Origin of the sequence: Geodermatophilus sp. CPCC 206100 (assembly GCF_048569675.1) — a bacterium.
Classification (GTDB): domain Bacteria; phylum Actinomycetota; class Actinomycetes; order Mycobacteriales; family Geodermatophilaceae; genus Geodermatophilus.
The window spans coordinates 39,445-65,786 of sequence record NZ_JAQISV010000016.1; the positions used below are offsets into that span (position 1 = coordinate 39,445).

The 26,342-nt window shown below is 72.9% G+C and carries 21 protein-coding genes, 2 tRNA genes and 1 pseudogene; 11 read left to right on the forward strand and 13 right to left on the reverse strand.

What is annotated here, in order from left to right:
* Positions 1-22: 22 nt before the first annotated feature.
* The gene (gene valS / locus PGN05_RS09450; protein ID WP_419752278.1) at positions 23-2,623 is read left to right on the forward strand and encodes a valine--tRNA ligase; all 2,601 of its coding nucleotides are present in this window, start codon (positions 23-25) and stop codon (positions 2,621-2,623) included.
* A gap of 42 nt (positions 2,624-2,665) precedes the next feature.
* On the opposite strand, the gene PGN05_RS09455 is transcribed toward valS, so the two are convergent.
* The 6 genes from PGN05_RS09455 to PGN05_RS09480 form a co-directional block, all read right to left on the reverse strand.
* Positions 2,666-3,583: a DUF559 domain-containing protein gene (locus tag PGN05_RS09455; RefSeq protein ID WP_419752279.1), complete on the reverse strand. Its 918-nt coding sequence runs from the start codon at positions 3,581-3,583 to the stop codon at positions 2,666-2,668.
* 200 nt (positions 3,584-3,783) lie between these two features.
* A complete protein-coding gene (clpX, locus tag PGN05_RS09460; RefSeq protein ID WP_419752280.1) occupies positions 3,784-5,055 on the reverse strand; it encodes an ATP-dependent Clp protease ATP-binding subunit ClpX in 1,272 nt (423 codons plus the stop codon).
* 273 nt (positions 5,056-5,328) lie between these two features.
* Positions 5,329-5,955 (reverse strand): ATP-dependent Clp protease proteolytic subunit, encoded by a 627-nt coding sequence (locus PGN05_RS09465; RefSeq protein ID WP_419752281.1) that lies wholly within the window; start codon positions 5,953-5,955, stop codon positions 5,329-5,331.
* A gap of 17 nt (positions 5,956-5,972) precedes the next feature.
* Positions 5,973-6,572: an ATP-dependent Clp protease proteolytic subunit gene (locus tag PGN05_RS09470; protein ID WP_419752359.1), complete on the reverse strand. Its 600-nt coding sequence runs from the start codon at positions 6,570-6,572 to the stop codon at positions 5,973-5,975.
* Between the two features lie 355 nt (positions 6,573-6,927).
* Positions 6,928-8,400 (reverse strand): trigger factor, encoded by a 1,473-nt coding sequence (gene tig / locus PGN05_RS09475; RefSeq protein WP_419752282.1) that lies wholly within the window; start codon positions 8,398-8,400, stop codon positions 6,928-6,930.
* A 96-nt stretch (positions 8,401-8,496) separates the two neighbouring features.
* A tRNA-Pro gene (locus tag PGN05_RS09480) sits at positions 8,497-8,573 on the reverse strand.
* Positions 8,574-8,748: 175 nt separating this feature from the next.
* Here PGN05_RS09480 and PGN05_RS09485 point away from each other — a divergent pair.
* From PGN05_RS09485 to PGN05_RS09500, 4 genes are all read left to right on the forward strand, one after another.
* Positions 8,749-10,368 (forward strand): amidase, encoded by a 1,620-nt coding sequence (locus PGN05_RS09485; RefSeq protein WP_419752283.1) that lies wholly within the window; start codon positions 8,749-8,751, stop codon positions 10,366-10,368.
* A gap of 515 nt (positions 10,369-10,883) precedes the next feature.
* Positions 10,884-11,066 (forward strand): hypothetical protein, encoded by a 183-nt coding sequence (locus tag PGN05_RS09490; protein WP_419752284.1) that lies wholly within the window; start codon positions 10,884-10,886, stop codon positions 11,064-11,066.
* A 31-nt stretch (positions 11,067-11,097) separates the two neighbouring features.
* A tRNA-Gly gene (locus PGN05_RS09495) sits at positions 11,098-11,171 on the forward strand.
* A 725-nt stretch (positions 11,172-11,896) separates the two neighbouring features.
* Positions 11,897-12,931: a hypothetical protein gene (locus tag PGN05_RS09500; RefSeq protein ID WP_419752285.1), complete on the forward strand. Its 1,035-nt coding sequence runs from the start codon at positions 11,897-11,899 to the stop codon at positions 12,929-12,931.
* Positions 12,932-13,236: 305 nt separating this feature from the next.
* On the opposite strand, the gene PGN05_RS09505 is transcribed toward PGN05_RS09500, so the two are convergent.
* Together PGN05_RS09505 and PGN05_RS09510 are read right to left on the reverse strand one after the other, a co-directional pair.
* Positions 13,237-14,307, reverse strand: coding sequence for a nitrilase-related carbon-nitrogen hydrolase (locus PGN05_RS09505; RefSeq protein ID WP_419752286.1), 1,071 nt, complete (start codon positions 14,305-14,307; stop codon positions 13,237-13,239).
* Positions 14,308-14,470: 163 nt separating this feature from the next.
* Positions 14,471-15,292 (reverse strand): SRPBCC family protein, encoded by an 822-nt coding sequence (locus tag PGN05_RS09510; RefSeq protein ID WP_419752287.1) that lies wholly within the window; start codon positions 15,290-15,292, stop codon positions 14,471-14,473.
* 1,175 nt (positions 15,293-16,467) lie between these two features.
* Here PGN05_RS09510 and PGN05_RS09515 point away from each other — a divergent pair.
* Positions 16,468-17,157 (forward strand): annotated as a pseudogene (locus tag PGN05_RS09515) (sensor histidine kinase); the annotation flags it as partial.
* A 51-nt stretch (positions 17,158-17,208) separates the two neighbouring features.
* Here PGN05_RS09515 and PGN05_RS09520 read toward each other — a convergent pair.
* Positions 17,209-17,649 (reverse strand): response regulator, encoded by a 441-nt coding sequence (locus PGN05_RS09520; RefSeq protein ID WP_419752288.1) that lies wholly within the window; start codon positions 17,647-17,649, stop codon positions 17,209-17,211.
* Between the two features lie 129 nt (positions 17,650-17,778).
* On the opposite strand from PGN05_RS09520, the gene PGN05_RS09525 reads away from it, so the two are divergent.
* Both PGN05_RS09525 and PGN05_RS09530 read left to right on the forward strand, forming a co-directional pair.
* Positions 17,779-18,456 (forward strand): response regulator, encoded by a 678-nt coding sequence (locus PGN05_RS09525; protein WP_419752289.1) that lies wholly within the window; start codon positions 17,779-17,781, stop codon positions 18,454-18,456.
* Between the two features lie 124 nt (positions 18,457-18,580).
* Positions 18,581-20,221: a putative bifunctional diguanylate cyclase/phosphodiesterase gene (locus PGN05_RS09530; RefSeq protein WP_419752290.1), complete on the forward strand. Its 1,641-nt coding sequence runs from the start codon at positions 18,581-18,583 to the stop codon at positions 20,219-20,221.
* A gap of 34 nt (positions 20,222-20,255) precedes the next feature.
* Here PGN05_RS09530 and PGN05_RS09535 read toward each other — a convergent pair whose 3' ends face one another.
* Entirely contained in the window at positions 20,256-21,116 is an 861-nt protein-coding gene (locus PGN05_RS09535; RefSeq protein ID WP_419752291.1) for a class F sortase, read from the reverse strand.
* 99 nt (positions 21,117-21,215) lie between these two features.
* On the opposite strand from PGN05_RS09535, the gene PGN05_RS09540 reads away from it, so the two are divergent.
* On the forward strand, positions 21,216-22,070 hold the full coding sequence (locus tag PGN05_RS09540; RefSeq protein ID WP_419752292.1) for a hypothetical protein: 855 nt from the start codon (positions 21,216-21,218) through the stop codon (positions 22,068-22,070).
* A gap of 183 nt (positions 22,071-22,253) precedes the next feature.
* On the opposite strand, the gene PGN05_RS09545 is transcribed toward PGN05_RS09540, so the two are convergent.
* Complete coding sequence (locus PGN05_RS09545; protein ID WP_419752293.1) at positions 22,254-22,748, reverse strand: N-acetyltransferase family protein; 495 nt, start codon at positions 22,746-22,748, stop codon at positions 22,254-22,256.
* Between the two features lie 123 nt (positions 22,749-22,871).
* Positions 22,872-23,774, reverse strand: a complete 903-nt coding sequence (sigJ, locus tag PGN05_RS09550; RefSeq protein ID WP_419752294.1) for an RNA polymerase sigma factor SigJ — start codon at positions 23,772-23,774, stop codon at positions 22,872-22,874.
* A gap of 95 nt (positions 23,775-23,869) precedes the next feature.
* Here sigJ and PGN05_RS09555 point away from each other — a divergent pair, with 95 nt between their 5' ends.
* On the forward strand, positions 23,870-25,072 hold the full coding sequence (locus tag PGN05_RS09555; protein WP_419752295.1) for an FAD-dependent oxidoreductase: 1,203 nt from the start codon (positions 23,870-23,872) through the stop codon (positions 25,070-25,072).
* Here the strand turns inward: PGN05_RS09555 and PGN05_RS09560 are convergent.
* Positions 25,039-25,617: a GNAT family N-acetyltransferase gene (locus PGN05_RS09560; protein WP_419752296.1), complete on the reverse strand. Its 579-nt coding sequence runs from the start codon at positions 25,615-25,617 to the stop codon at positions 25,039-25,041. The genes PGN05_RS09555 and PGN05_RS09560 overlap by 34 nt on opposite strands.
* 216 nt (positions 25,618-25,833) lie before the next feature.
* Between PGN05_RS09560 and PGN05_RS09565 the strand changes: the two genes are divergently transcribed.
* Positions 25,834-26,274 carry an iron chaperone gene (locus tag PGN05_RS09565; protein ID WP_419752297.1) on the forward strand — a complete coding sequence of 147 codons (441 nt, stop codon included), beginning with the start codon at positions 25,834-25,836 and terminating at the stop codon, positions 26,272-26,274.
* The last annotated feature ends 68 nt before the right edge of the window (positions 26,275-26,342 follow it).

Genomic DNA, 26,342 nt, shown 5'->3' on the forward strand with positions numbered 1-26,342 from the left:
ACCGGTTCCTAGGATTGGGGCCATGGTTCCCGACATCGCGACCCCCGACACCCCTGCGCCGGGAGCCTCCGTCGGCGTACCGGACAAGCCGTCCCTGGACGGGCTGGAGGACAAGTGGTCGGCCCGCTGGGCCGACGAGGACACCTACGCCTTCGACCGGGCCACGGCGCTGGCCGCGCCCCGGGAGCAGACGTACTCGATCGACACCCCGCCGCCCACCGCCAGCGGCTCGCTGCACGTGGGCCACGTCTTCAGCTACACCCACACCGACTTCGTCGCCCGCTACCAGCGCATGCGGGGCCGGCACGTCTTCTACCCGATGGGCTGGGACGACAACGGCCTGCCGACCGAGCGCCGGGTGCAGAACTACTACGGGGTCCGCTGCGACCCGTCGCTGCCCTACGAGGCCGGCTTCGAGCCGCCCGCCAAGCCGGGCAAGGACCAGCAGCCGGTCTCCCGCCGCAACTTCGTCGAGCTGTGCATGCGGCTGACCGAGGAGGACGAGCGCGCGTTCGAGCAGCTGTGGCGGCGGGTGGGGCTGTCGGTGGACTGGTCCAACGTCTACCGGACCATCTCGGAGAGCTCCCGGGCCACCGCCCAGCGGATGTTCCTGCACAACCTGGCCCGCGGGGAGGCCTACGCGCAGGAGGCGCCGACCCTCTGGGACGTCACCTTCCGGACCGCGGTCGCCCAGGCCGAGCTGGAGGACCGGGAGCGCCCGGGCGCCTACCACCGGATCTCCTTCGCCGGCCCGTCCGGCCCGGTCTTCATCGAGACCACCCGGCCCGAGTTGCTGCCCGCCTGCGTCGCCCTGGTCGCCCACCCCGACGACGAGCGCTACCAGCCGCTGTTCGGGTCCACGGTGCGGACGCCGGTGTTCGACGTCGAGGTCCCGGTCGTGGCGCACCGCCTCGCCGAGCCGGACAAGGGCTCGGGCATCGCGATGATCTGCACCTTCGGTGACCTCAACGACGTCACGTGGTGGCGGGAGCTGCAGCTGCCGACCCGCGCGGTCATCGGCTGGGACGGCCGGCTGGTCGCCGACCCGCCGCCCGGCCTCTCCTCGGACGGCGCGGCCTCGGCCTACGCCGAGCTGGCCGGGAAGACCGCGCACGCGGCGCGCGAGCGGATGGTCGAGCTGCTGCGCGACTCCGGGGACCTGCACGGCGACCCGAAGCCGATCACCCACCCGGTCAAGTTCTTCGAGAAGGGCGACCGGCCGCTGGAGATCGTCACCACGCGGCAGTGGTACATCCGCAACGGCGGCCGGGACGCCGACCTGCGCGACGCCCTCGTCGCCCGCGGCCGGGAGATCACCTGGGTGCCCGAGCACATGCGGCACCGCTACGACAATTGGGTGGAGGGGCTCAACGGCGACTGGCTGATCAGCCGCCAGCGGTTCTTCGGCGTCCCCTTCCCGGTCTGGTACCGGCTCGACGAGGCCGGCGAGCCCGACCACTCCGCCCCGCTGCTCGCGCCGGAGTCGGCGCTGCCGGTGGACCCCGCCTCCGACGTGCCCGACGGCTACACCGAGGACCAGCGCGGCAAGCCCGGCGGCTTCATCGGCGACCCCGACGTCATGGACACCTGGGCGACGTCGTCGCTGTCCCCGCAGGTGGCCTCGGGCTGGGACACCGACCCGGAGCTGTTCGCGCACGTCTTCCCGATGGACCTGCGCCCGCAGGCGCACGACATCATCCGGACCTGGCTGTTCTCGACCGTGGTGCGCTCGCACTACGAGTTCGGGACCGTGCCGTGGACGCACGCGGCGATCTCCGGCTTCGTCGTCGACCCGGACCGCAAGAAGATGTCCAAGTCGAAGGGCAACGTCGTCACGCCGATCGACGTCCTGCAGCGCTACGGCACCGACGCCGTCCGCTGGCGCGCCGCGGGCGCGCGGCCGGGCGCGGACTCGCCGTTCGACGAGGCGCAGATGAAGGTCGGCCGGCGGCTGGCCATCAAGATCCTCAACGTCGGCAAGTTCGTGCTCGGGCTGGGCGCCACCTCCGCGGCGTCGGTCGACGAGGTCACCGAGCCGATCGACCTCGGGCTGCTGGCCGGCCTGGCCGCCGTGGTGCGCGAGGCCACCGCGGCGATGGAGGCCTACAACTACACGCGGGCGCTCGAGGTGTCCGAGGCGTTCTTCTGGACGTTCTGCGACGACTACGTGGAGCTGGTGAAGTCCCGCGCCTACGGCTCGGACGACGCCGCGCGCTCGGCGCAGGCCACGCTGGCGCTGGCGCTGGCGGTGCAGCTGCGGCTGTTCGCTCCGGTGCTGCCGTTCGTCACCGAGGAGGTCTGGTCATGGTGGCAGTCGGGCTCCGTGCACCGCGCCGCGTGGCCGTCGGAGGCGGAGCTGCCGGCCGGCGGGGACCCGGCCGTGGTGTCGGTGGTCGCCGCGGCGCTGGCGGGGGTCCGCAAGGCCAAGTCCGACGCCAAGCAGTCGATGCGGGCCGACGTCGCCTCGGCGACGGTCACCGCCCCGGCCGAGCAGGTGCCGCTGGTCGAGGCGGCCCGCCGCGACCTGGTGGAGGCCGGCCGGATCGCGGCGCTGGAGGTCGTCCCCGGTGAGGGCCCGCTCTCGGTGGACGTCGTCCTCGCCGAACCCGCCCCGGAGAGCTGAGCGTGTGCGCTGAGGCCCGGTTCTGAGCGCCGGAACCGGGCCTCAGCGCACTCCGTCGAGGCCGAACAGGCGACGGCGAGCGGCGTGGACCGAGCGGATGTCGCGGCGGCAGTCCTCGGGCTCGGAGGTCATGCGCCGGTAGCCGAATCGCAGGGTCTGCCAGCCGACGGTCGCCAGCAGGGCGTCGCGCCGGATGTCGCGCTCGCGTTGCTGGCGCGAGCCGTGCCAGGCGGCGCCGTCCATCTCGACGGCGAGCAGCACCTCCTCGCAGGCGGCGTCCAGCAGGAACCGCTGCCCGGCGACCTCGATCGGCCGCTGCAGGGTGAAGGCCGGCATCCCGGGGCCCCGGAGGACGTGCAGGCACCCCCAGATCTCCAGCTCGCTGCGGCAGCCCTCGGCGAGCAGGCGGAGCAGCTCGACCAGGGCCGCCCGTCCGGGGAGGCAGGGTCGTCGCCCGACCTCCTGCAGCACGTCCCGCGGCGAGCACAGCCGGGTCCGCACGGCGTCGATGGCGGCGGCCCGGAGCTCCGCCTGCTGGAGCCCGCCCGGCCGTCCCCAGCAGTCGACCAGCGCCCGCTGCACGCTGGTCACCGGCAGTCCGTCGACCCGCCGGACGCAGTCCTCGAGTTCGCGGGTGCGGTGCAGGACGACGCCGTCGGTCCCGCGCCCGCTGCGGTGGTGCGCCACGGTGACGTGGACGGCGCTCCCCGGCGGCAGCAGCCCCCACAGGGCCAGCGCGGACCGGTGACTGGCCACGCCTCCGCACGCCCGGACAGCGGCCTCCACCCGGACCCGCCAGTCCCTGGTTGCCGCCGGCAGCGCGTACACCCCGGGCTGGAGGCGCTGCAGCCGTCCGCCGGCCACCCAGCCGGCCACGGTCTTGCGGTCCACCCGGGCGGTCAGCGCCTTCCACGTCGTCCAGCCCTCGGGTCCGACGAGGACCGGCAGGTCGTGGGTCACGGTGGGAGCCTGGCCAGCCGGGGCGCGGCGGGGACCGCCACGGACCGATCTGTGGACGACGCCGCACCGGAGTGGGTGCGCTGGCGCCCGGTTCCGGCCGCCGGAACCGGGCCTGAGCGCACGCGCTGGCTCGGGGCCACCACGCGCGACGGCCCGCCTCCCTGCAGGGAGGCGGGCCGTCGGTCAGGCGGGGGTGGTGCTCAGGCGCTCTTCTCGCGGGGCGCGCGAGCGGGCTTGCGCGGCACGATCGTCGGGTTGACGTGCTCCAGCACGACCTCCTTGGTGATCACCACGGACGCGACGTCGTCCCGGCTGGGGACGTCGTACATCACCGACTGGAGGACCTCCTCCATGATCGCCCGCAGGCCACGCGCGCCGGTGCCCCGCAGGACGGCCTGGTCGGCGATGGACTCGAGCGCGTCGTCGGTGAACTCCAGGTCCACCCCGTCGAGCTCGAACAGCCGCCGGTACTGGCGCACCAGGGCGTTCTTCGGCTCGGTCAGGATGTTGATCAGCGCCTCGCGGTCGAGCTTCTCGACGCTGGTGATGACCGGGAGCCGGCCGATGAACTCGGGGATCATCCCGAACTTCAGCAGGTCCTCGGGCATGACCTCGGCGAAGGTGTTCGCCTCGTCGATCTCCTTCTTGCTGCGGATCTCCGAGCCGAAGCCGATGCCCTGCTTGCCGGCCCGCTGCTCGATGATCTTCTCCAGCCCGGCGAAGGCGCCGCCCACGATGAACAGCACGTTCGTCGTGTCGATCTGGATGAACTCCTGGTGCGGGTGCTTGCGCCCGCCCTGCGGCGGCACCGACGCCGTCGTGCCCTCGAGGATCTTCAGCAGCGCCTGCTGCACGCCCTCGCCGGAGACGTCCCGGGTGATCGACGGGTTCTCGCTCTTGCGGGCGATCTTGTCGACCTCGTCGATGTAGATGATGCCGGTCTCGGCCCGCTTCACGTCGTAGTCGGCGGCCTGGATCAGCTTGAGCAGGATGTTCTCGACGTCCTCACCGACGTAGCCGGCCTCGGTGAGGGCGGTCGCGTCGGCGATGGCGAACGGGACGTTGAGCATCCGGGCCAGGGTCTGCGCCAGGTGGGTCTTGCCGCACCCGGTGGGGCCCATCAGCAGGATGTTGGACTTGGCCAGCTCGACCGAGTCGTCCCGGCCCCCGGCACCGCCGGCCTGCACCCGCTTGTAGTGGTTGTAGACCGCCACGGAGAGCGCACGCTTGGCCTTGTCCTGGCCGATCACGTACTGCTCGAGGAAGTCGTGGATCTCCTTGGGCTTCGGCAGCTCGTCGAACTTGAGGTCCGACGACTCCGAGAGCTCTTCCTCGATGATCTCGTTGCAGAGGTCGATGCACTCGTCGCAGATGTAGACCCCGGGGCCAGCGATGAGCTTCTTGACCTGCTTCTGGCTCTTGCCGCAGAACGAGCACTTGAGCAGGTCACCGCTCTCACCGATTCGTGCCACCTGCTGACCTCCACCTCGGGGAATCAGGCCCTGGTCCCAGGTACCTGCGTGTGAACTGGTGCCCTGTTCGTACATCGGCCCCGCACTCCGCGAGGCTCTCCTCCCGGCACTCTCAGCCGGGGATCGGGCGCTCGCCGACCGTACCTGGCGGCACCTGCGCCGGAGGGCGATGACTCGCCCGCCGGGTCGATGCCGGACCACATGCGTCCCGCGTCCCCCGACGGTACGGGTCGAGGGCGCGACACGCGCCCCCTCGACCCGTCCCGATCGCCATCAGCCGGGGAGTGCGTTGAGCTTCCGGCTCTGGATGACCTCGTCGACGATCCCGTAGGCCTTGCACTCCTGCGCGGTCAGGATCTTGTCGCGCTCGATGTCGAGGCGGACCTGCTCCACGGTCTGCCCGGTGTGCCGGGCGAGGATCTCCTCCATCTGCGACCGCACCCGCTGGATCTCCGCGGCGTGGATCTCCAGGTCCGAGACCTGGCCGCCGGACTCGCCCGACGGCTGGTGGATGAGCACCCGGGAGTACGGCAGCGCCAGGCGCTTGCCCGGCGTGCCGGCGGCCAGCAGGACGGCGGCAGCCGAGGCGGCCTGGCCCATGCAGACGGTCTGGATGTCGGGCCGGACGAACATCATCGTGTCGTAGATCGCCATCAGCGAGGTGAACGAGCCACCCGGGGAGTTGATGTAGATCGTGATGTCGCGGTCCGGGTCGGCCGACTCGAGCGTGATGAGCTGGGCCATCACGTCGTTGGCCGACGCGTCGTCGATCTGCACCCCGAGGAAGATGATGCGCTCCTCGAAGAGCTTGTTGTAGGGGTTGGACTCCTTCATGCCGTAGCTCGTGCGCTCCACGAAGGAGGGCAGGATGTAGCGGCTGGAGGGCATCTGGAAGCTCATGTGGTGTCCCTCCGGACTCAGTTGTCGGTGACCGGGTTGGCGCTGTCGGTCATGGCTGCCCGGCTGACCACGTGGTCCACGAAGCCGTACTCGAGGGCCTCGGCCGCGGTGAACCAGCGGTCGCGGTCGGAGTCCTTCTCGATCTGCTCGACGCTCTGGCCGGTGTGGAACGACTGCAGTTCGTTGAGCTCGCGCTTGGTCCGGCGGAACAGGTCGGCCTGGATGGCGATGTCGGAGGCGGTGCCGCCGACACCGGCCGAGGGCTGGTGCATCATGATCCGCGCGTGCGGCAGGGCGTAGCGCTTGCCCTTCGTGCCGGCGGTCAGCAGGAACTGGCCCATCGAGGCGGCCAGGCCCATGCCGTAGGTGGCCACGTCGCAGTCGATGAACTGCATGGTGTCGTAGATGGCCATGCCGGCCGTCACGGAGCCACCGGGCGAGTTGATGTAGAGGTGGATGTCCTGCTTGGGGTCCTCAGCGGACAGCAGGAGCATCTGCGCGGCGAGCTGGTTGGCGATGACGTCGTCGACCTGGCTGCCCAGGAAGATGATGCGCTCGCGGAGCAGGCGCTCGTAGACCGAGTCGTTGAGGTTCATCCCCCCGGCAGCGGCACGCATGAACGGCGCGCTTCCCGGGTTCGGGTTGGTGCTCACGGGTGCGGTGACCTCCGTAGGACTGTCGTGCAGTCGGTCTCGGTGGGTGGGGCTGGGTGGTGCGGTCCGGGGACGGGTCCTGCGGGTCCCCGGGGAGAGCGCCAACGTCTGCGTCGACCCTAACGCGCAGTCGCTGGGGAGCAGTCCCGGCGCGGGGGGTGTTCGCCGTGGGCGCAGCGGGGTCCGTCGCGGGCCCGGGACGGACGACGCCGCCCCTCCCCGGTGGGGTGGGACGGCGTCGTCGTGGCGCGGCTCCGTCCAGGGCACCGCGGCGAGCCTGCGAGCCGCGGGGAGGACGGGGTCCTTCTGAGGTCCGCTCTCAGCTCTTGGCGTCGCCGGCTTCGGCGGCGGCGGGCTCCTCGGCAGCGACGTCGTCGGCCGCGACCTCGTCGGTGGCGTCCTCGGCGGGCGTCGGCGCCTCGTCGGTGGCGTCGTCGTCGTCAGCGGACTCGGCCGGGGCCTGGACCGTCCTCGGGCGCATGGCCTCCAGGTCGACGACGTTGCCGGAGGCGTCGGTGATCGTCGTCTGCTCGAGCAGCTGGGCCAGGGTCTTGGTGCGGCGGACGTCGGCGACGAACTCGGCGATGTTGCCGCCCTGCTGCAGCTGCTGGGCGTACTGCTCCGGGGCCATCCGGTTGCGCTGCGCCTGCGCCATGATCTGCGCCGAGAGGTCGTCGTTGTCGACGGTGACCTCACGGGAGTCGGCGATCGCGTCGAGGATGAACTGGGTGCGCACCGCCTCCTCGATGCTCTTGCGCTGGTCGGCCTCGTAGGCCTCGCGGCCGCCCTCGACCCCGGACATCGACAGGAAGGTGTCCCAGTCCATCCCGGCCTGCTGGAGCTCGTTCTGCATGGCGTTGTTGCGCCACTCGATCTCGCGCTCGACCAGGTTCTCGGGGATCGGCACCTCGACGCTCTCGAGCAGGTGCTCGACCAGCTTGTCGCGGGCCTGCGCACCCTGCTGCAGGACCTTGGTGCGGGCCAGCCGGGTGCGGACGTCCTCGCGCAGCTCCTCGAGGGTGTCGAACTCGCTGGCGGTGGAGGCGAAGTCGTCGTCGAGCTCGGGCAGCTCCTTGGTCTTCACCGAGCGGACGGTGACCGTGACCTGCGCCGTCTCGCCGGCGTTGGGGCCCTGCAGCAGCGCCGTCTCGAAGGTGGCCGACTCGTCGGCGGACAGCCCGCGCAGGGCGTCGTCGAGGCCCTCCATGAGGTTGCCGGAGCCGACCTCGTAGGACATGCCGCTGGTCGTGCCGTCCTCGAGCACCTCGCCGTCGAGCTTCGCCTCGAGGTCGATGGAGACGAAGTCGCCGTCCTCGACCGCGCGCTCGACGGCGGTCAGCATGGCGAAGCGCTCGCGCATGACGGTGACCTGCTGGTCGATCTCCTCGTCGGTGACCTCGACGTCGTCGACGGTCACGGCGAGCTCGTCGAGGGAGGGCACCTCGACCTTGGGGGCGACGTCGACCTCGGCGGTGAAGGCGAGGGTGTCGTTGTCCTCGAGGCGGGTGACCTCGATGTCGGGCTGGCCCAGGACGCGGACCTGGTTCTCCCGCACGACCTCGGAGTAGACCTCCGGGATGGCGTGCTGGATGACCTGCTCGAGCACCACGGGGCGACCGACGCGGGTGTCGATGACCCGGTTGGGCACCTTGCCGGGGCGGAAGCCGGGCACGCGCACCTGCTTGCCGAGCTCCTTGTAGACCTCACCGAAGGCGTGGTCCAGGTCCCCCCACGGCACCTCGATCGCCATCCGGACCCGCGTGGGGCCCAGTTCCTCGATGGTGCTCTTCACAGCGGCAGTGCTCCTCGATCGACAGACGGGGATGGGCGCCGGAGCCGGATTGCGACGGCGCCGGGTCGACCCACGAGTCTAGAGACACGCGGGAGATGGTCGGGGTGGCGGGATTTGAACCCACGGCCCCCCGCTCCCAAAGCGGGTGCGCTACCAAGCTGCGCCACACCCCGTGGCCGCCCCGAGTCTAGGTGGGCCGCGCGCACGGCGGTGCCGGTGCGGTCCATCCGCCGCCCGCACCGTCGTCGGCGCCGGTGGGGCGGGCCGCACCGCCGGCGCCGGCGATCGGCGATCCTGGCCGGGCCGGCGGCCGACCGTGCCGTGTGCCAGCCCAGCGAGGAGCTCCCCGTGCGCCGCACCCCTCCGCTCGTCGCCGTCGTCGTCCTGGGACTGGCCGTCCCGGCATGCGGCACCGACGTGCCCGAGCCGACCGTCGCCGGCGCGCCCGGTCAGGAACTCGACGCCACCACCATCCCCGAGCTGCAGGAGCGCATGACGGCCGGCGAGTTGACCGCCGTCGAGCTGGCCGAGACCTACCTCGGGCGCATCGAGGTCCTCGACGACGACCTGGGCGCGGTCCTGCGGGTCAACCAGGACGCCCTGGCCGACGCCGAGGAGAGCGACCGGGTGCGCGCGGTGTCCGGCCCCCGCAGCGCGATGGAGGGCATCCCGGTGCTGCTCAAGGACAACATCGACACCGCCGGTCTCCCCACCACCGCCGGGTCGCGCGCCCTGCTGGGCAGCGAGCCGGACGACGCGACCATCACCCGCCGGCTGCGCGCGGCCGGCGCCGTGCTGATCGGCAAGGCCAACCTCTCCGAGTGGGCGTACTTCCGCAGCGGAGCCGGCACCAGCGGTTGGAGCGCGGTCGGCGGGCAGACGGACAACCCGTACGTGCTCGACCGCAACCCCTGCGGCTCCTCCAGCGGCTCGGCGGTCGGCGTCGCGGCGAGCCTGGCGCAGGTCGCCGTCGGTACCGAGACCGACGGGTCGATCGTCTGCCCGGCCGCGACCACGGGTGTCGTCGGGCTCAAGCCGACGCTGGGCCTGGTCAGCCGGGACGGCATCGTGCCGATCTCGGCCGAGCAGGACACCGCCGGGCCGATCGCGCGGCACGTCGTGGACGCGGCGATCCTGCTGTCGGTCCTGGCCGGGTCCGACCCCGCCGACCCCGCCACCGCCCAGATCCCAGCCGAGCTCGACGGCGACTTCCCCGGCCTGGAGCCGGCGGCGCTGGAGGGCGCGCGGATCGGGGTGTGGAGGTTGACCACGGGTCAGTCCGAGGCAGTCGACGACGGCACCGAGGCCGTCTACGAGCGCGCGGTGAAGGAGCTGGAGGCCGCCGGGGCGACCACGGTGGACGTCCGGCTGCCCTACCAACGGGAGATCGCCGAGGGGGCGACACCGGCGCTCCTGGCCGAGTTCCACCGCGACGTCGACGCCTACCTGGCGGCCACTCCCGGGGACCACCCGGCCGACCTGGCTGGGCTGGTGGAGTTCAACGACCAGGACGGGGCGGAGTTGGAGCACTTCGGGCAGGAGCTCTTCGAGCAGGCGCTGGCGGCCCCGGTGCCGGCGGAGGACCCGGCGGTCGCCGAGCTGCGGGCGACGATCCGCGACCTCGCCCGCCGCTCGGTGGACGAGGTGCTCGCCCAGGGGCCGGGCGCGGAGGACGACCTCGACGCGATCGTCGGCCTCACCGGGACCCCGGCCTGGATCACCCGCTACGTCGACGAGGACGGTGCCGGGGACGAGTTCGTGTACAGCACCTCGACCCCTGCTGCGGTGGCCGGCTACCCCAGCGTCACGGTGCCGGCCGGGTTCGCCGGGCCGGAGGAGGCGCTGCCGGTCGGGATCTCCTTCATCGGGACCCGCTGGCGCGACGCCGACCTGCTCGACCTCGCGGCCGCGTTCGAGGCCGCGCACCCCGCCCGCCGCCCACCGGAGTTCCTGCCGACCGTCGGCTGAGCCCAGGTCCGCGGACGCCGGCCGGAACTGCGATTCGCGCGGCCGCGCCGGCTGGCTGTCAGGCAGGGACGGCAGCCGGCGGTCCGGCGGGGGTCAGCCCACCGGACGCGGGCGTAGGCGGCCTGCAGCTCGCGGGCCCGGCTCGGCGGAGTCGTCGTCCGCCGAGGGCAGCGAGTTGTTCGTGGTGGCGCTGGCGCTGCTGCAGTCGGGGCGGGCTGATGAGGCGGCGGCGGTGAAGGCCACGCATGACGGGTTCCGGCCTTGGCCGATGCAGTGGGACCGGCTGTCGCTGACCTGCTGCAGGCGCGGATCGCGGCCGAGCTGGCCGAAGCGGGAGCGCTGCCCGACCCCGGGATCGCTGCTGCCGCGGCCGACCGACTGGTCCCCCGCGATGCTCGGCTGGTACTGCAGGGCGGGATCGGTGCGATCGACCCGACCGCGCTGTATCTGGGGCGGGCCAGGCGGCGGCAGGAGGCGTTGCTGCTGCGGAGACGCAGCTGCGGCAGGGGGTCGAGGTGAGCGAGCGGCTGGGATTGCGGCCGTCGCTGGCGCAGGGGCTGCTGGCGCTGGCACGGCTGCACGCGGGCCGGGGCGACTGGGCGGCAGCTGGTGCGGAGGCGGGCCGGGCGCGGGCGCTCGCCGAGGACGTCGGTAGGCGGCTGGTGACGCGGGACGCCGGGCGGCTGGCGGAGCGCTGAGACGGGGCCGCTACGCTGGGCAGGCACCTCTGCGGGTGTAGCTCAATGGTAGAGCCCCAGCCTTCCAAGCTGGCCATGCCGGTTCGATCCCGGTCACCCGCTCCACGCATCATCCCAGGTCAACCTGCCTGTGAGGCCTTCCGGAGAAGGTCTGGAGGACCCTCCGGATGGCCCGTTTCAGGCCCCTGGAGCCCTCCTGCTCTCCGCTCTATTGGTCACGGATCGGTCGCGCCGAAGGGCGTGATACGACCAAATGGAGGCCCGTGCAAGTCAGCGTCGTGAGTCGGCCGAGCGCCGAGGCCTGCAGCGAGTCGTCAGGGACATCCAGTGCGGCCCCGCGGAACAGGCTCTCCCAGAGACACTCGGGTCGTGGCACGCACCCTGGCTTGAATCAGCAAGCACCGCCGCTGCGTGCGCAACCACGAGACCCTGCTATGTCCCGCCGGCTGACCCGGTGATCGAGTCTTAGAGGCGCGTTCTCAGACGCGGGCAATATGCGTCCCATGCACAAGCAATCTCGATGAGGACACGTCGTGACGGCGTTCGCGGACACTTGTTCAAGTGCTCGGCGAGTCACCACCAGCTGATCTCGGAGCGCGTGAACGATGGGCCCGCGACCGCTTCGTCCACGAGCGGAAGGGCTGGGCCACATGAGCGGGTTGTCTCGGCGGGAGTTCCTGGAATACGGGGCGGTGGCACTGCTGGGGGCCGGGCTGGGCCGTGGTTTGACCGGGTACGACCCTGCTGCTGAGAGCAGTGACAGAACCGGGCGCCTCATCGTCATCGGCGACGGGTCGACCGCCGACACAGGTCCCCAGCCGCACCAGCCGGTGCCCGAGCGACTGGAGCCAGGACAGACGCCGCCGCAGTTCGTCGTCTTCTCCTGGGACGGAGCAGCCAACCTCGAGACCGGACTGTTCCCGCGGTTCCGCTCGCTGGCGGCCGAGTACGGCGCGGCGATGACCTTCTTCCTCAGCGGCATCTACGCCCTGCCGTCCGAACACCGGATGCAGTACGCCCCGCCACGGCATCCGGTGGGCGCCTCGGACATCACCTTCCTGTCCACCGCCGAGGTCGTCGCCACCATGAGCGAGGTCCGCGCCGCCTGGCTGGACGGTCACGAGATCGGCACCCACTTCAACGGGCACTTCTGCGGGGACAACGGGGTCTCGCTGTGGACGCCGGCCGACTGGGCCGAGGAGATCGCCCAAGCCAAGCGGTTCGTGCAGACCTGGAAGACCACCACCGGGCTGACCGGCCGACCCGATGTGGCGCCGCTCCCCTTCGACTACGAGCGCGAGCTCATCGGCGGCCGCACCCCCTGCCTGCAGGGCCAGGAGGGGCTGCTGCCCACCGCCGCTGCCCTGGGCTGGAAGTACGACGCCAGCTCACCCGGTGGAGTACAGGTCTGGCCCGACCAGCGGTTGGGCTTGTGGGACTTCCCACTGCAGGCTGTGCCGTTCCCCGATGCCCCCGCAGGTAAGGCCCGCCACGTCCTGGCGATGGACTACAACATCATGTACAAGCAGACCGACGGCGATACGGACGGCGACCCGGGTATGTACCCGACCTGGCGCGCCCAGGCCCGCGACGCCTATCTCGCGGGCTTCGATCGCGCCTACACCACCAACCGGGCGCCGCTGTTCATCGGCAACCACTTCGAGCAGTGGAACGGCGGCATCTACATGGACGCCGTCGAAGACGCCCTGCGCCAGATGGCCGAACAGCCTGACGTCCGCCTGGTGTCCTTCCGCCAACTCGTCGCCTGGTTGGAAGCCCAGGACCCGACCACGCTCGCCCGGCTACGCACACTCTCGCCGGGTCAACCACCTCCCGACGGATGGCGCACCTTCCTGGCGCCCTGATCATGGCTGTGGTGTCCCTCAGGGCCACGACGCCGCGTAGAGACTCGTGCGGGCGGCGTCACACAAGGGGGCCGGATTCGAACCTGGTGCCCGTGGGTCACAGCTGGGTCACGCGTGGGCCTCCGGACAGCGAACGAGCAGCTGATCAGCCCGGACGAGTTGGCGTGTCCCGCCTTCCACGCTGGCCATGCAGGTTCGATCCCGGTCACCCGCTCCACGCGTTGCCGCTTCTCATTCCGGAGTCCGACGCCGAGACGCCCGAGTGCAGTGATGGTCCCCGTGTCCAGACGGTCGGCAGCCAGCACTCACTCCCGGGTCGGGGGTACCCAGACGCCGCGGTCGACCATCAGCTCGATCTGCTTCTCGATGACCTGTTCACGGAACTCCGCGTGGCTGAAGGGTGCGCGGTCGGCGTAGAGGTTCGGCGGGTACACGGTGTCCTGGTAGACGAGCCGGTACATCTCCGTCCGGAGGTCCTTCGCCCAGTTGTCCCACTGGGCGTGGGTCCGGAAGTGCCGAAGAGCTCCGATGTCGATGGTGCCCGCGACATAGGAGGAGCCCGCCCCGTAGAGGTGTTGACCGACGATCCTGCCCTTGTAGTCGATGACCATCGAACGACCGCCGAAGGTGTCGATCGGGTCCTGCGACTCCGGATGCAGGTAGTAGGTCGCCAGGTTCGGCGCGACGACGTAGAAGTTGTTGTCCAGTGCCCGCGCCCGACTCTGGATCTCGAAGAACTCGTTGCCGGTGTGCGGATGCGGATACGACGCCCGGTAGACGACCTCGGCGCCGTTCATCGCCAGCCCGCGCGCGTTCTCCGGATAGGAGCCCTCGTTGGCCATCAGAACGCCCAGCCGGCCGATCTCGGTGTCGGCCACCGGGAAGAAGGCGTCGAGCGTCAGCCCGTAGAGCTCCACCCAACGATCCCAGACGTCGTGCGGGGTCATCGAGTGCTCCACCGGGTAGAGCGTCGTCAGCTTGTGGTGTCTGAGGACGATCTCGCCCTGTCGGTCGAGCACGAACCCGACGTTGAAGAACCGGTCCGGGAAGGCCTCGTGCCGAGCCTTGGCCTGGGCCATCACGAAGGTGTCGTAGCTGCGGGCCAGGTCTCCGAGGAAGTCGGTCTCCGGACCCGGGATGTCGATGGCACAGTCACGAGCGAACGTCGCGTGGTCGAGATCGAGCACCTCGTCGTTGAACGCCTGCAACGCGCCCTCGGGGATCGCCACGAGCCGCACCGGTAGGTCCAGGCTCGACAACCAGGACGCGGCCTTGAACAGCTGCGCGATGTGTTCCAGGTTCCGGCCGATGTCGCCGCGCGAGCGGATGCCACGCACCGTGGGGATCAGGCCGACGGCGGTGTACGGCTCCGGCATCCCGGGAGTGTGGCACCGGACCGGCACGTGGAGGCGATGCCGCGACACCTCGTGTGCACCCTCTTCGTCGACGCGATGGGCCCCGACCGCTCCCGGCCTTCCGGCGGCACGGTCCTTCGTGGCGGTGGAGGAAGAGGCGGCCCCTCCTCCACCGCCGCGCGGCTCAGCGGCTGCCGCCCCCGATCATCGGGTCGTCGCCGCCGTCGCGGTCGCGGTCGGTCATGCCGGTCTCGACGCCCTCGGTGGACGGCGTGGCTGAGTAGCCCTCCGGCTCCGACGCCTCGATGAGCACGTCCTGTCGGACCTGATCCGCCGGCGGCTGCGGCACGACAGCGACCTCCTGCTCCTGCTGCGGCTGCCCGGTGTCCTGGTCGCTCTTCGACGCGGCGGCGGCAGCGCCGGCCGCTGCGGCGACGCCTGCGACGGCGGCCGCCGCACCGGCGACGACGGTCGTCGCGGACACTCCGGCCTTGCCGCTGTCCCCCCGGGTCACCCCCGCCGTCTCCACGCCGGGGGTCCCGACGTCGAGTCCCTCGTTGACCGACCCTCGCCACGCCCCGGTGGCGTAGCCCTCGCTCTCGATGAGCTCCTTGAACCGCTGCAGGTCCGACGTCACCTGCCGCTCCACGATGCCGAGCTTGTCGCCGACCTGTTCCACGACGCCCTCGGGCTCGTACTCCAGCGTCAGGTGGACGAGCGTCGATGACGCGCCCACCGGCTCGAACCGGACCGCCCCCGCGTTGGTCGCCCCCTCCGTGGCCGCCCAGGCGATCTTCTGGTCGGGGACCTGCTCGAGGATGGCGGCCTCCCACTCGCGCCGCACACCGGCGATCTCCGCCGTCCAGTGCAGGCGCTGGTCGTCGTGCTGGTGGACCTCCTTGACGCCGCCCATGAAGTGCGGGAAGTCCTCGAACTGGGTCCACTGGTTGTAGGCCTGGTTCACCGGTACGTCGACCTGGATCGACTTCTCCACCTTGGTGGTCATCGCTTCCTCCCTCGTCACAGGACACCGCTGGACAGCGCCCTCCGGCGCTACCCGTGCTCTCGCCAGGCGATGCACGTCACAGCCGCCTCGTAGCCGGCGAGCTCGTGGAGGCGCTGCGCGGTGACCGAGCGGCCACCGCCGACCGCGGCTCGCCCGCCGGAGTCCGGACCGACGCAGCGTGTGAGAACGTGGGGACCCGCCCCTGCGCGGGGTGTCTCGCCATCCCCGCGTCCGGGATGCAGCAGGCGCCGGCGTCAACATGCGGAGGCGACGTGCCGCGTTCGACCACCCCGCTCCTCCGGACGGTCACCTGGCTGACGCTGGTCCTGGGTGCCGGGTACGCCGTCCTGCTCGTGCCGGGCGTCCGGCCGACGCCCGGCTACGTGGAGGCCATCGACTGGTGGCTCAACATGACCGTCGACGGCCTCGTCATCGTCGTGCTCGGCCTGCGCGTGCTGGCCGATCCGCGAGGTCGCGCGGCCTGGACCTGCATGACCCTCGGGCTGGTGGCCGCGTTCGCGGGGAGCACCGCCTACTTCGCCCACTACCGGCACCTGGACCCGATCCCGCAGACCTCGTGGGCCGACGCGGGCTGGCTCCTGTTCTACCTGCTGCTCGCCGTGGGACTGGTCCTGCGGCTGCGCGGCCGGGCCCGCAGGATGGCGTTCAGCCTCTCGCTCGACGGCCTGATCGCCGGCCTGACCGTCGCAGCCCTCGCGGAGAACTACGTCGACGACGCGGAGATCACGTTCGACGGCGACCGCGCCGCCACCCTGCTCACCGCCTACCCGATCGCCGACCTGCTCCTCCTCGCCGTGGCGGTCGCCGCCCTCGCCATGCTCGGCCGCGGCGGTGGCCTGTCCTGGTGGCTGCTCGGGGCGTCGTTCGTGACCTTCTTCGTCACCGACGCGATCTACGCGAACCTCGTGGAGAACGACGCCTACGTCAGTGGCCACCCGGTCGACCTCGGCTGGCTCCTGGCCCGCCTGCTGCTCGCGGGCGCAGCGCTCGCCTCGTTGCACCGGACGGAGTTCCGGACCGTGGACCTCGAGGGCGTCAGCGTGCTGGTCCTGCCCGGCGTCTGCGGCCTCGCCGTCCTCGGGATGCTCTTCCACGGCAGCCAGACCGGGACCGAACCCCTCGCCGCCGTCCTCGCCGTGTGTGCCGGCGTGCTCATGGTGGGCCGCACGGCGCTGACCTTCCGGGAGCTGCGGGCGCTCACCGAGGCCCGCGAGCGCGCCCTGAGCGAACGCCTCGTCGAGGCCCAGGACGACGAGCGTGCCCGCATCGCCGCCGACGTCCACGACGACTCCGTCCAGGCGCTCGCGGCCGTCGACCTGCGTCTCGGCGCCCTCCGGAACCGGCTCCGCGGCAGCGCGCCGGACGAGGTCGCGGCGGTGGAGGTCGCGCTGGACACCGTCAACGCGGCCGCCGTCCGGCTGCGCCACCTGCTGTTCGAGCTGGAGACGCCGGTCCTGGACGCGACGCTGGCCGAGGGCCTGCGCGACGCGGCCGCGCAGGTCTTCGACGAGTCCGGGGTGAGCTGGTCCGTCGAGGAACGGGGGCGCTCCCCCCTCCCGCAGCAGGTGCGGGTGTCGGCCTACCGGATCGCCCGCGAGGCCATGGTCAACGCCCGCAAGCACGCGGCGGCGAGTCGCGTCGTCGTCACCGTCGACGCCACGGACGGCGGCGTGCAGGTGCACGTGGTGGACGACGGCCGGGGAACGGCCGGAGCGGCGTCCGTCCGGCCAGCGGGGCGCCGGCACTCGGGCGTGGTCGCCATGCGCGACCGCGCCGCGGCGTCGGGTGGTTGGTGGCGGTCCGAACCCGGCCCGGGCGGCGCCGGGACCGACGTGTCGTTCTCCCTCCCGGTCCCCGGCTGGGAGGCACCGGCCGGGCCGGTCGGGAGCGCCGCGCTAACCGGCGAGCACCCGGCGGAGGACGTCGGGCGCGCCGGGGACCATCACGACGAGGTGACCCCACAGGCACTGGCGCAGCAGCATCGGGAGGTCGCCGGACGCCGTCCCCTTGAGCAGGTAGGCCGACGCGCCCGCCGCGAGGACGCCCGTCCAGGTCGCGGTGTCGGCCTGCGCTGAGAACCCCGCGACGACCGGCCGGTGCGGCAGCGCGACCAGCCGCCGCACCATGTCCGGTCCGCCCCCGGGCATCCGGACGTCGGTCAGGACGAGGGCGGGGCGGTGCTCGCCGGCAGCCGCGACGGCGTCGTCACCGGTGCGGGCGTGCCCGACGACCCGGAAGTCCGTCTCCTGCTCCAGGAGTGCGGCCACGGCGGGCCCGACGCGGGGGTCGTCGTCAGCGACGAGGACGGTGATCTCCTCGGGGGCGGAGGTGGGCACGGGAGCACGGTCGCGCACGGCGGGCCGCCTGTCGTGGTGCGCGCGCACCTCGGGACTAGTACGGATGCACCACGGACGACCGATCCCGGACGGCCGTCCGAGCGGACGGCACGTGACAGACTCCGGGACGTGAGCCGGCCCGACCCGCCCGACCGGCCGGCTCCCGTCCCGGTCCGCGTCGTCCTGGTCGACGACCACCAGATGTTCGCCACCAGCCTGGCGCAGGCCCTGGAGGCCGAACCGGACCTGCTGGTCGTCGGCCTGGCGACGACGATCCGCGAGGCACGCGACCTCGTCGCGTCGGCCACTCCGGACGTCGTGCTCCTCGACCACCGCCTGCCCGACGGCGACGGGGTGGGCGCCATCGCCGACCTGCACCGCATCCGCCCCTCCGCGCAGATCGTGATGCTCACCGCGACCGCCTCGGACCGCGTCCTCGTCGCCGCCATGGAGGCCGGCGCGGCCGGCTTCATCGCCAAGACCCAGCGGCTGGACGACGTGATCGCCGGCGTGCGGGCGGCCGCCGACGGCGAGTCCCTGGTCAGCGCGAAGCTGCTCAGCCGGCTGCTGCCCCGCCTGCAGAAGCGGACCGGGACCCCGGGCGCCGAGCTGACCGAGCGGGAGCGCGAGATCCTCGACCTGCTGGCCACGGGGCTCTCCAACGCCGACATCGCCCGGCGGCTGACGATCAGCGTGCACACCGTCCGCAACCACATGGCCAACCTCTCGGCCAAGCTCGGCGCGCACTCCAAGCTCGAGGTGCTGTCGATCGCCGTCCGCGAGGGGCTGGTCGACGGCGGCGGGTAGTACATCGGCACCAGGTGGCTGGCACGAGCGCATCTGGTGACCGGCCCCCGCTCCCGCCGAACCTGGGGAGGCACCCGGTGCACAGTCGCGCGCCGCCGTCCCCCCGCAGCACAGGAGCGATCACGTGCCCACGTCCCCGTGCCCGTCCGACGACGACGGCGAGCGGGGTCCGCGGGGAACGGCGGTGCAGGAGCGGCGGCGGAGCGCGGACCCCACCGGCCCGGCACCGTGTCCCGACCGCGCGGCGCTGGTCGACCGGCTGGCCGCCGCACTGGCACGAGCGGAGCGCTCGACCGCCGTCCTGCTCGTCGACCTCGACCACTTCCGGGTGGTCAACGCCTCCCGCGGGCACGCCGCCGGCGACTCGCTGCTGAGCGCCGTCGCCGTCCGGCTGAGCGACGCCGTCTCCGGCTCCGACGCCGTCGGACGGTTCGGGGACGACGAGTTCGTCGTCGTCTGCGAGGACACCGGTGAGCACTCGGCGCACGCCTACGCCTGCTTCCTCCGCAACCTCCTCGCCGAGCCGTACTGCGTCGACGGAGACACCGTCCGCGTGACGGTGTCGATCGGCGTCGCCGCCGCCGGAGCGGAGGCGGGGGTCCCGGCGGCGGAGCTGCTCCGCCGCGCCGACACGGCCGCCAACGCCGCCAAGCGCGCCGGTGAAGGGCAGGTGCGCGTCTTCCACCAGGAGCCGGGCGGGACCGGCGCAGAACGGTACGAGCTGGCCGCCGACCTGCCGGCTGCCCTGGCGGCCGGGGACCTGCACCTGGAGTACCAACCCGTCGTCGAGCTGGCGTCGGGGACCGTCGTCGGCGTGGAGGCCCTGGCCCGGTGGGTGCACCCCGAGCACGGGCTCCTCCCGCCCAGTACCTTCGTCGGCGTCGCCGAGCTGACCGGCCTGGCGCCCCAGCTCGACCGCTGGAGCATCCGGCAGGCCCTGAGCGACATGGCCCGGCTCCGCGCCGCGGGAGCCCTGCCCGCCAAGGCCTCCCTGGCGGTCAACCTGTCGGCGAGCAACCTGGCCGACGCGTCACTGTTCGACGAGCTGCCCGGCTGGACCACGCGGGCCGGGCTGCCCGCCGGACTGCTGGTCCTCGAGATCACCGAGACCGCGATCATGCAGAACGCCGAGTTCGCGGCGCGGCTCCTGAACCGCCTGCGCCGGCTGGGGTTCCAGATCGCCATGGACGACTTCGGCACCGGGTACAGCTCCCTGGCGCACCTGCGGGACCTGCCGATCACCGCCCTGAAGATCGATCGCAGCTTCGTCAGCGACATCGCCGAGGACCGGGACGCGCTGGCCATCGTGGCGTGGATCGTCGACCTCGCCGAGGCCATGGGCGTCGCGGCCGTGGCGGAGGGCGTCGAGACGGCGGAGCAGGCGGCGCTGCTACGCGGGCTCGACTGCGCGACCGCTCAGGGCTGGCTGTGGGGTCCGGCCGTCCCGGTGGGGGCGCTGCTGGACGGGCCCGGGTGGACGAGCCCGCTGGCCGAGCGGACGGTGTCCACCGCCCGCGCCGGGACGCCGGGGCGCGTGCGGGCCGACGGCGGTGACGCGCACGGCCTGTCGAGACTCCTCGAGCTGCACCGGGAGGGGATGGCGATCGACACGATCGCGACCGCCCTCGACGCCGAGGGCTTCTGCACGCCCGCGGGACGGCGCTGGCACCCCTCTGCCGTCGCGCGGCTCATCTCCCAGGGGATCCGCCGTCGCGCCCGGCGCGGTGCCCGGCGCCCGACCGGCGGGCTGTCGCGTCTCCGCTGAGATCCCCGCTCAGCGCTCGGCAGGCCGTCGCGGTTCAGGCGGTGCTGACCAGGCGGGCGAAGACGATGACGTTGTCCTCGTAGTCGCCCGTCTTCCGGTCGAAGCGGCCGCCGCAGGTGATCAGCCGCAGGGCCGGCCAGCCGACGTCGCCGTACACCTCGCCGGTGGGGAAGGCGTCCTTGTCGTGCCGCTCGACCCCGTCGACCCGGAAGGTGGCGGTGGTGCCGTCGGCGCGGTCCACCACGACCCGGTCGCCCGGCCGCAGGGCGCGCAGTCCGTAGAACGCTCCGCGGTCGCCGGCCCAGTCGACGTGCCCGACGATCACGGACGGGCCGATCTCCCCCGGCGTGGGACTGCGGTCGTACCACCCCACCGGATACGCGCCCACGGGCATCTCCATGGAGCCGTCCGCCTCCAGGCCGAGGCCGATGACCGAGGACGTCACGCCGAGGACGGGGATCCGCACCCGGACCGGCCTGCTCGCGGGCAACGGCGCCCCGTCGGCTCCGTCACCGGCCGCCGGGCCGACCGGAGACGGCGACTCCCCCGGGCTGACGGGAGGCGGCGATCCGGGGTCGACGGCAGCCGGCGACTCCGCCGGGTCGACCGGCGGCGACGACTCCCCCGGAGCCGCTGGCAGCACCGCCGGGGGTGGCGGGGGCACGAGGGCGAGAGGGACGTCGAGCCGGACGGGCTCGGTGCTCGGTTGCTCCCGCGGAGCGAAGGCGATGACCGCGATGCCGACGAGCGCCAGCAGGACGGACACCGCTGCCCAGATCCGGGCGGCCCGGGGCCGGGCCGGACGACGCCTGCCGGGCGGCCCGTGCACGTGACGCTCGACCGGCGGTGCCCCCTCCCGGCCCGCGGTCACCGAGGGCTCGGTGCCTGCCTCCACGAGGGCCCTCAGGCGCTCGGACGGGAGTTGCGCCGCGAGGCGACGGCGGCGCCACCGGCTCCCACCAGGAAGAGGGCGCCGATCGTGTAGGGGATCGCGTTGCTCCCACCCTCGGCCGTGCTGCCGTCACCGGCGGCCACGCCGCCCGCGGGGCGGACCACCGCCTGGCTGGTCGCGGTCGCACTGGTCCGGGTGCCCGTGGCGGTCGAGGTGGCGGTGGGGGTCGTCGAGGCCGTCGCCGTCGTGGACCCCGTCGTGGTCCGCGAGGCCGTGGTGGTCGTCGCGGTGGTCCGGCTCGTGGTGGCCGTGGTCGCCGTCGTCGTCCCGCTGGTCCGGGTCGTGGTCGCCGTCGTCGTCCCGGTGGTCCGAGTCGTGGTGGCCGTCGTCGTCCCGCTGGTCCTCGTCGTCGTGGCCGTCGTCGTCCCGGTGGTCCGAGTCGTCGTGGCGGTCGTCGTCGTCCCGGTGGTCCGGGTCGTCGTCGCCGTGGTCGTCGGCGAGGTGGTGCCGCCCGGGAGAGTCGTGTTGTCCTCGGCGAGACCGCTGGCGAGCCTCTCGCACGCGACCCCGTCGTCGTCCGCGTCCAGGCCGTGCGGGTCGCTCGTGTCCCGGTCGAACTCGGCCTGGGCGGCCTGCTGGGTCGGGAAGTCGCGGCAGTCGAGGTCCGCGGTGCCGAGGTTCGCCGTGCTGGTCGTCGAGGTCGCCGTCGTCGTGGTGGTGGGCGCCGTCGTGGTCGTCGTCGCCGTCGTGGTGGTCGGCGCGCTCGTGGTGGTCGGCGCGCTCGTGGTGGTCGACGTGGCGGTCGTGCCGGTGGTGTCACCCGCGACGGTCTCCGACGTCGAGGTGGTCGATCCGGCCTCGCTCGTCGGGTACTCCTCGGCGCTGGCCGCGACCGGGAGGGCGAGAACAGCGGCGATGACGAGGACACCTGCTCCCGCGTGGATGCGTCGCATCTAGTGCCTCACGGAGCTTGAGAGACATGATCCGGACCCGGGCGGGACCGATTGGGCAGTCCTACTCACCTCCTCCGGGCATGGCAAGACACAAGCCCACGGAGCTCCCGACAACCAGACGCGCGACGACGACGGTCCGGAACGGCCCCACTCAGTCGGCGGACCGGCGGGGCCCGGCCCGGAACCGCTACGCCGCCACCACGACGTACCGGGTGCCGTCGCGCTCGAACTCGGCCACCTCCCGCATCCCCATCCCCACGTGCGCGTTGCGGGAGGACGCGTTGTCCGCACGGATGAACGCCATGACGGGGGCGTTCTGCATCCGCTCGCGTTGGGCGCGGAACATGGCGACCGCGATCCCCCGCCGACGGGAGTCCCGGGCCACGCAGATCGGTCCGTGCAGGTACGCGCCGGGGTCGGGGTAGGCGCGGAGCATGGCCTGGACGATCGGCACGTGCGCCTGCGCCTCGGGCGGCGTGAACGCCACGTAGCCCGCGACGCGGCCGTCCACCGTCGCGACGATGAGCCATCCGCTCTCGACCGCGGCCGCGAACCACTCGCGCGAGAAGCGCGCCGAGAGGGTCCCGCCGTTCTCCGGCTGGTTCTCCTCCTGGACGGCGAGGACCCCGTCGAGGTCGCCGGTCTCCGCCAGGCGGATGGCCGGTGCCGAGTCGCTGCCCACGTTCGTCCTCCTCCGTCGTTGCGCGGACGGTGCCCCGCAGGCCCCGGTTGTACCGCTCTCCGCTCGACCGGGAGGAACCGGCCCACCGGGCCCGGCGCGCAGCGGGACCGGCCGGTCGACGGACTACGGCGAGCCGGCTCCGCGGACGGCGGTGAGCTTGGCCGGGTTGAGCTGCGCCCGCACCGTGGTGACGCGCCCGGACGTGGTGTCGAGGTCGACGGTGCCCAGCAGCTGGTCGCCGACGTACACCAGCACTCCGGGCCGGCCGTTGAGCGGCGCCAGCGCCCAGCGGACGCCGGGCACGTCGGCGCTGATCGCGGCGAGGAAGCGGGCCGCCTTGTCCGCGCCGTTGATCGGCCGCAGCGCGGCCTTCTGGGTGCCACCGGCGTCGGTGAGGACCACGACGTCGGGGGCCAGCACCTCCAGCAGGGCGGAGACCTGCCCGTCGACGGCGGCCCGCATGAACGCCTCGGTGACCCGGGCGTGCTCGACCGGGTCGGTCACGGTGCGGGGGCGCTGCTCCCGGACGTGGCGGCGGGCGCGGGACGTCAGCTGACGGACCGCCTGCTCCGAGCGGCCGACGCTCGCCGCGACCTCGTCGTGGCCGAACCCGAACACGTCGTGCATGACGAACGCCACCCGCTCCAGCGGGGACAGCGACTCCAGGACGACGAGGAAGGCCAGCGAGACGCTCTCGGCGAGCAGCACCGGCTCGGCGGGATCGGCGGCCACGGGCCCGCCGTCCGCGGTGGGCAGCGGATCGGGCAGCCAGGGTCCGGTGTAGCTCTCCCGGCGCTGCCGCTGGGACCGCAGCGCGTTGAGGGCCAGCCGGGAGGCCGTGGTGGCGAGGAAGGCCCGCGGATCCCGCACGTCGCCGTGGTCGACCGTCGCCCAGCGCAGCCAGGTCTCCTGCACCACGTCCTCGGCGTCGGCGACGGTGCCCAGGATCCGGTAGGCGATGCCGGTCAGCAGGGAGCGGTGCTCCTCGAACGTGGTGACGGGATCGTGCCGCGACGGAGAGGTCACACCCGACATGACACCGCACGGGCTCCGGCTGTGACATCCGGGTGCGCTGCCCGGGGCGATGTCACAACGGGCGGGTGGGCCGTGTCTTCAGGGGCATGAGCAGAGACGAGCTGGTGGTGGTGGGCGGTGGCCTGGCAGGTCTGGTCGCCGCAGTGACCGCGGCCGAGGCCGGCGCCGACGTGCGCCTGCAGGAGGCCCACACGCGGCTGGGCGGTCGAGCGCGCTCGACGCCGAGCCCCTTCGTGGCCAACGACGGTCCACACGTCTTCTACGGCGACGGATCGGCCTGGTCGTGGCTGGCCGCCCGCGGCCTGACGCGGCCCTACCGGCGGGTGTCGCTGTCCGCCGTCGTGGGCATCCGCTTCCACCGGGACGGCCGGTTGCGCGCCACACCCCCGCCCGGACTGCTGGGCCTGCTCGCCCGCCGCCGGAGGACTGCCCCGGTCGAGCAGGACTTCTCGAGCTGGGTGACCGGCACCCATGGCCCGGACGTCGCCGCCGCGGCCTCGGCGTTCGCCGGCGTGGCCACCTTCGTCGACGACCCCGGCCGGCTGTCTGCGGCCTTCGTCTGGGAGCGGCTGCTGCGCGTGACCAACCCGGCCGGTGGCCCCCGCTACGTCGTCGGGGGATGGGGCGCGCTCGTCGACCGGCTCGCCGACCACGCCCGCGCGCTGGGGGTCCGCATCGAGACCGGGCGGCCGGTCGCGGCGCTCCCCGATGGGCCCGTCGTCGTCGCGACGTCGCTGCCCGCCGCCCGCACCCTGCTGGGCCGGCCCCTGACCACGCCGGCCATCAGCGGGAGCACGCTGCTGGTGGACGTCGCCGTCGAACGCCGCCGCGGGGACCCGTTCGTCGTCTCCGACATCGACCGGCCCGGCTGGCTGGAGGCGTTCTCCCGCGTCGACCCCACCCTCGCCCCGGCCGGGCACGCCCTCGTGCAGGCCCAGCGGCCGATCAGGGACGGCGAGGACCGGGCCGCCACCACCGCCTCGGTGGAGCAGCTGCTCGACTGCGGCGTCCCCGGGTGGCGGGAACGGACGGCGTGGCGGCGGGACTCGGTGGCCCGGGGCCGCACCGGCGCACTGGACCTGCCCGGCTCCACCTGGCGGGACCGCCCGTCCGTGGACCAGGGTGACGACGTGTTCCTCGCCGGCGACGAGGTCGCCGCTCCCGGGCTGCTCTCCGAGGTGTCGGTGAACAGCGCCGTCACCGCCGCCTCCGCGGCGGTCCGCCGCCTCGGCTCCGATCCCGGCCGGGTGGACGGCTACCTCCACTCCCTCGGGCGCGACAGCCGGTAGACGTAGTGGTCGGGCGGATCGACGGGGTTGTCCGGCTCCATCGGCCCCTCGGCGACGCGGGTGAAGCCGGCCGTCTCCAGGGCCCGCCAGGAGGCGCGATTGCCCGCGGCCACCGGCACCAGGACGTCGCGGGCGTCGGGGTGCCGGGCCCAGCCGTCGGCGACGACCGCGGCGATCGCCGTGGGCCCGAGGCCGCGGCCCTGCAGGTCCGCCTCGCCGACCAGGTAGTCGATGCTGAGGGCACCGGCGGGCACGGGCGTCACCGCCGACACCTCGGCGGAGTAGTCGGCCTCGTCGGCGAAGCGGTAGCGCTGCACCAGGGCGAAGGGGCGCGCGTCCTCGCCGGGAGCCGCGCCCGGGAGGCTGACGACGAAGACCTCGGTGGGGTCGGTGCCGTCGATGCTCGGCCCGTACCTGGCCTCGACGGCGGCGGCGCTCGGGTCCTCGGCCCACCACCGCGCCACCCGCGGATCGCGCAGCCAGCGGCTGACCAGGGGCAGGTCCTCCCGTCGCAACCGCCGCAGCTCGACGTCCGGCGTGGGCACAGGGGTCCCTCCTCCGGTGGCCGGTCGACGGGTTCCGTCCCCCCGCGACCCTGCCGCACGACAGCCCCGGAACGGCGGGCACGAGTCGTGCCGAGCAGGAACCGGACCGGTCAGGAATCGAGAAGCGCAGCTCCCCGCGCCGTCCCTAGCGTGATCGTCGGAGCCAGCACCGTCCGACCACCCCGCACACCGAGATCCACGACGGAGGAGATCGCCATGAGCAGCACGCGTGAGGGGTTCACGGCCGAGGAACGGGCCGCGATGAAGGAGTACGCCCAGGAGCTGAAGACGGCAGCGCGCCGCGGTTCGCGCGCGGACAAGGCGGCGCAGGAAGCGCAGGACGTCCTCGCGAAGATCGCCGAGCTGCCCGACTCGGACCGGGTCATGGCCGAGCGCGTCCACGCGGTCGTCACCGCCAGCGCGCCGTCCCTCGCGCCGAGGCTCTGGTACGGCATGCCCGCCTACGCGCTGGAGGGCAAGGTCCTCTGCTTCTTCCAGAGCGCCGAGAAGTTCAAGGCCCGCTACGCGACGCTCGGGTTCAACGACCCGGCCCGGCTGGACGACGGGCCGATGTGGGCGACCTCCTTCGCCCTGACCGAGGTGACCGACGACGTGGAAGCTCGGATCGGGGCGCTCGTCACGCAGGCGGTCGGCTGAGGAGGAGCCCCGTGTGCCACCCCGGGTGGAAGCACACCCTCACCGCGGAGCGGCAGCTGCGGGACGTG

Bases quoted from the DNA above. Each gene is read 5' to 3' on its own strand.
- valS (WP_419752278.1), top strand. From the start codon at position 23: ATGGTTCCCGACATCGCGACCCCCGACACCCCTGCGCCGGGAGCCTCC.
- PGN05_RS09465 (WP_419752281.1), bottom strand. From the start codon at position 5,955: ATGAGCTTCCAGATGCCCTCCAGCCGCTACATCCTGCCCTCCTTCGTG.
- PGN05_RS09470 (WP_419752359.1), bottom strand. From the start codon at position 6,572: ATGCGTGCCGCTGCCGGGGGGATGAACCTCAACGACTCGGTCTACGAG.
- PGN05_RS09505 (WP_419752286.1), bottom strand. From the start codon at position 14,307: ATGCCGGAGCCGTACACCGCCGTCGGCCTGATCCCCACGGTGCGTGGC.
- PGN05_RS09510 (WP_419752287.1), bottom strand. From the start codon at position 15,292: ATGACCACCAAGGTGGAGAAGTCGATCCAGGTCGACGTACCGGTGAAC.
- PGN05_RS09555 (WP_419752295.1), top strand. From the start codon at position 23,870: ATGAGCAGAGACGAGCTGGTGGTGGTGGGCGGTGGCCTGGCAGGTCTG.
- PGN05_RS09565 (WP_419752297.1), top strand. From the start codon at position 25,834: ATGAGCAGCACGCGTGAGGGGTTCACGGCCGAGGAACGGGCCGCGATG.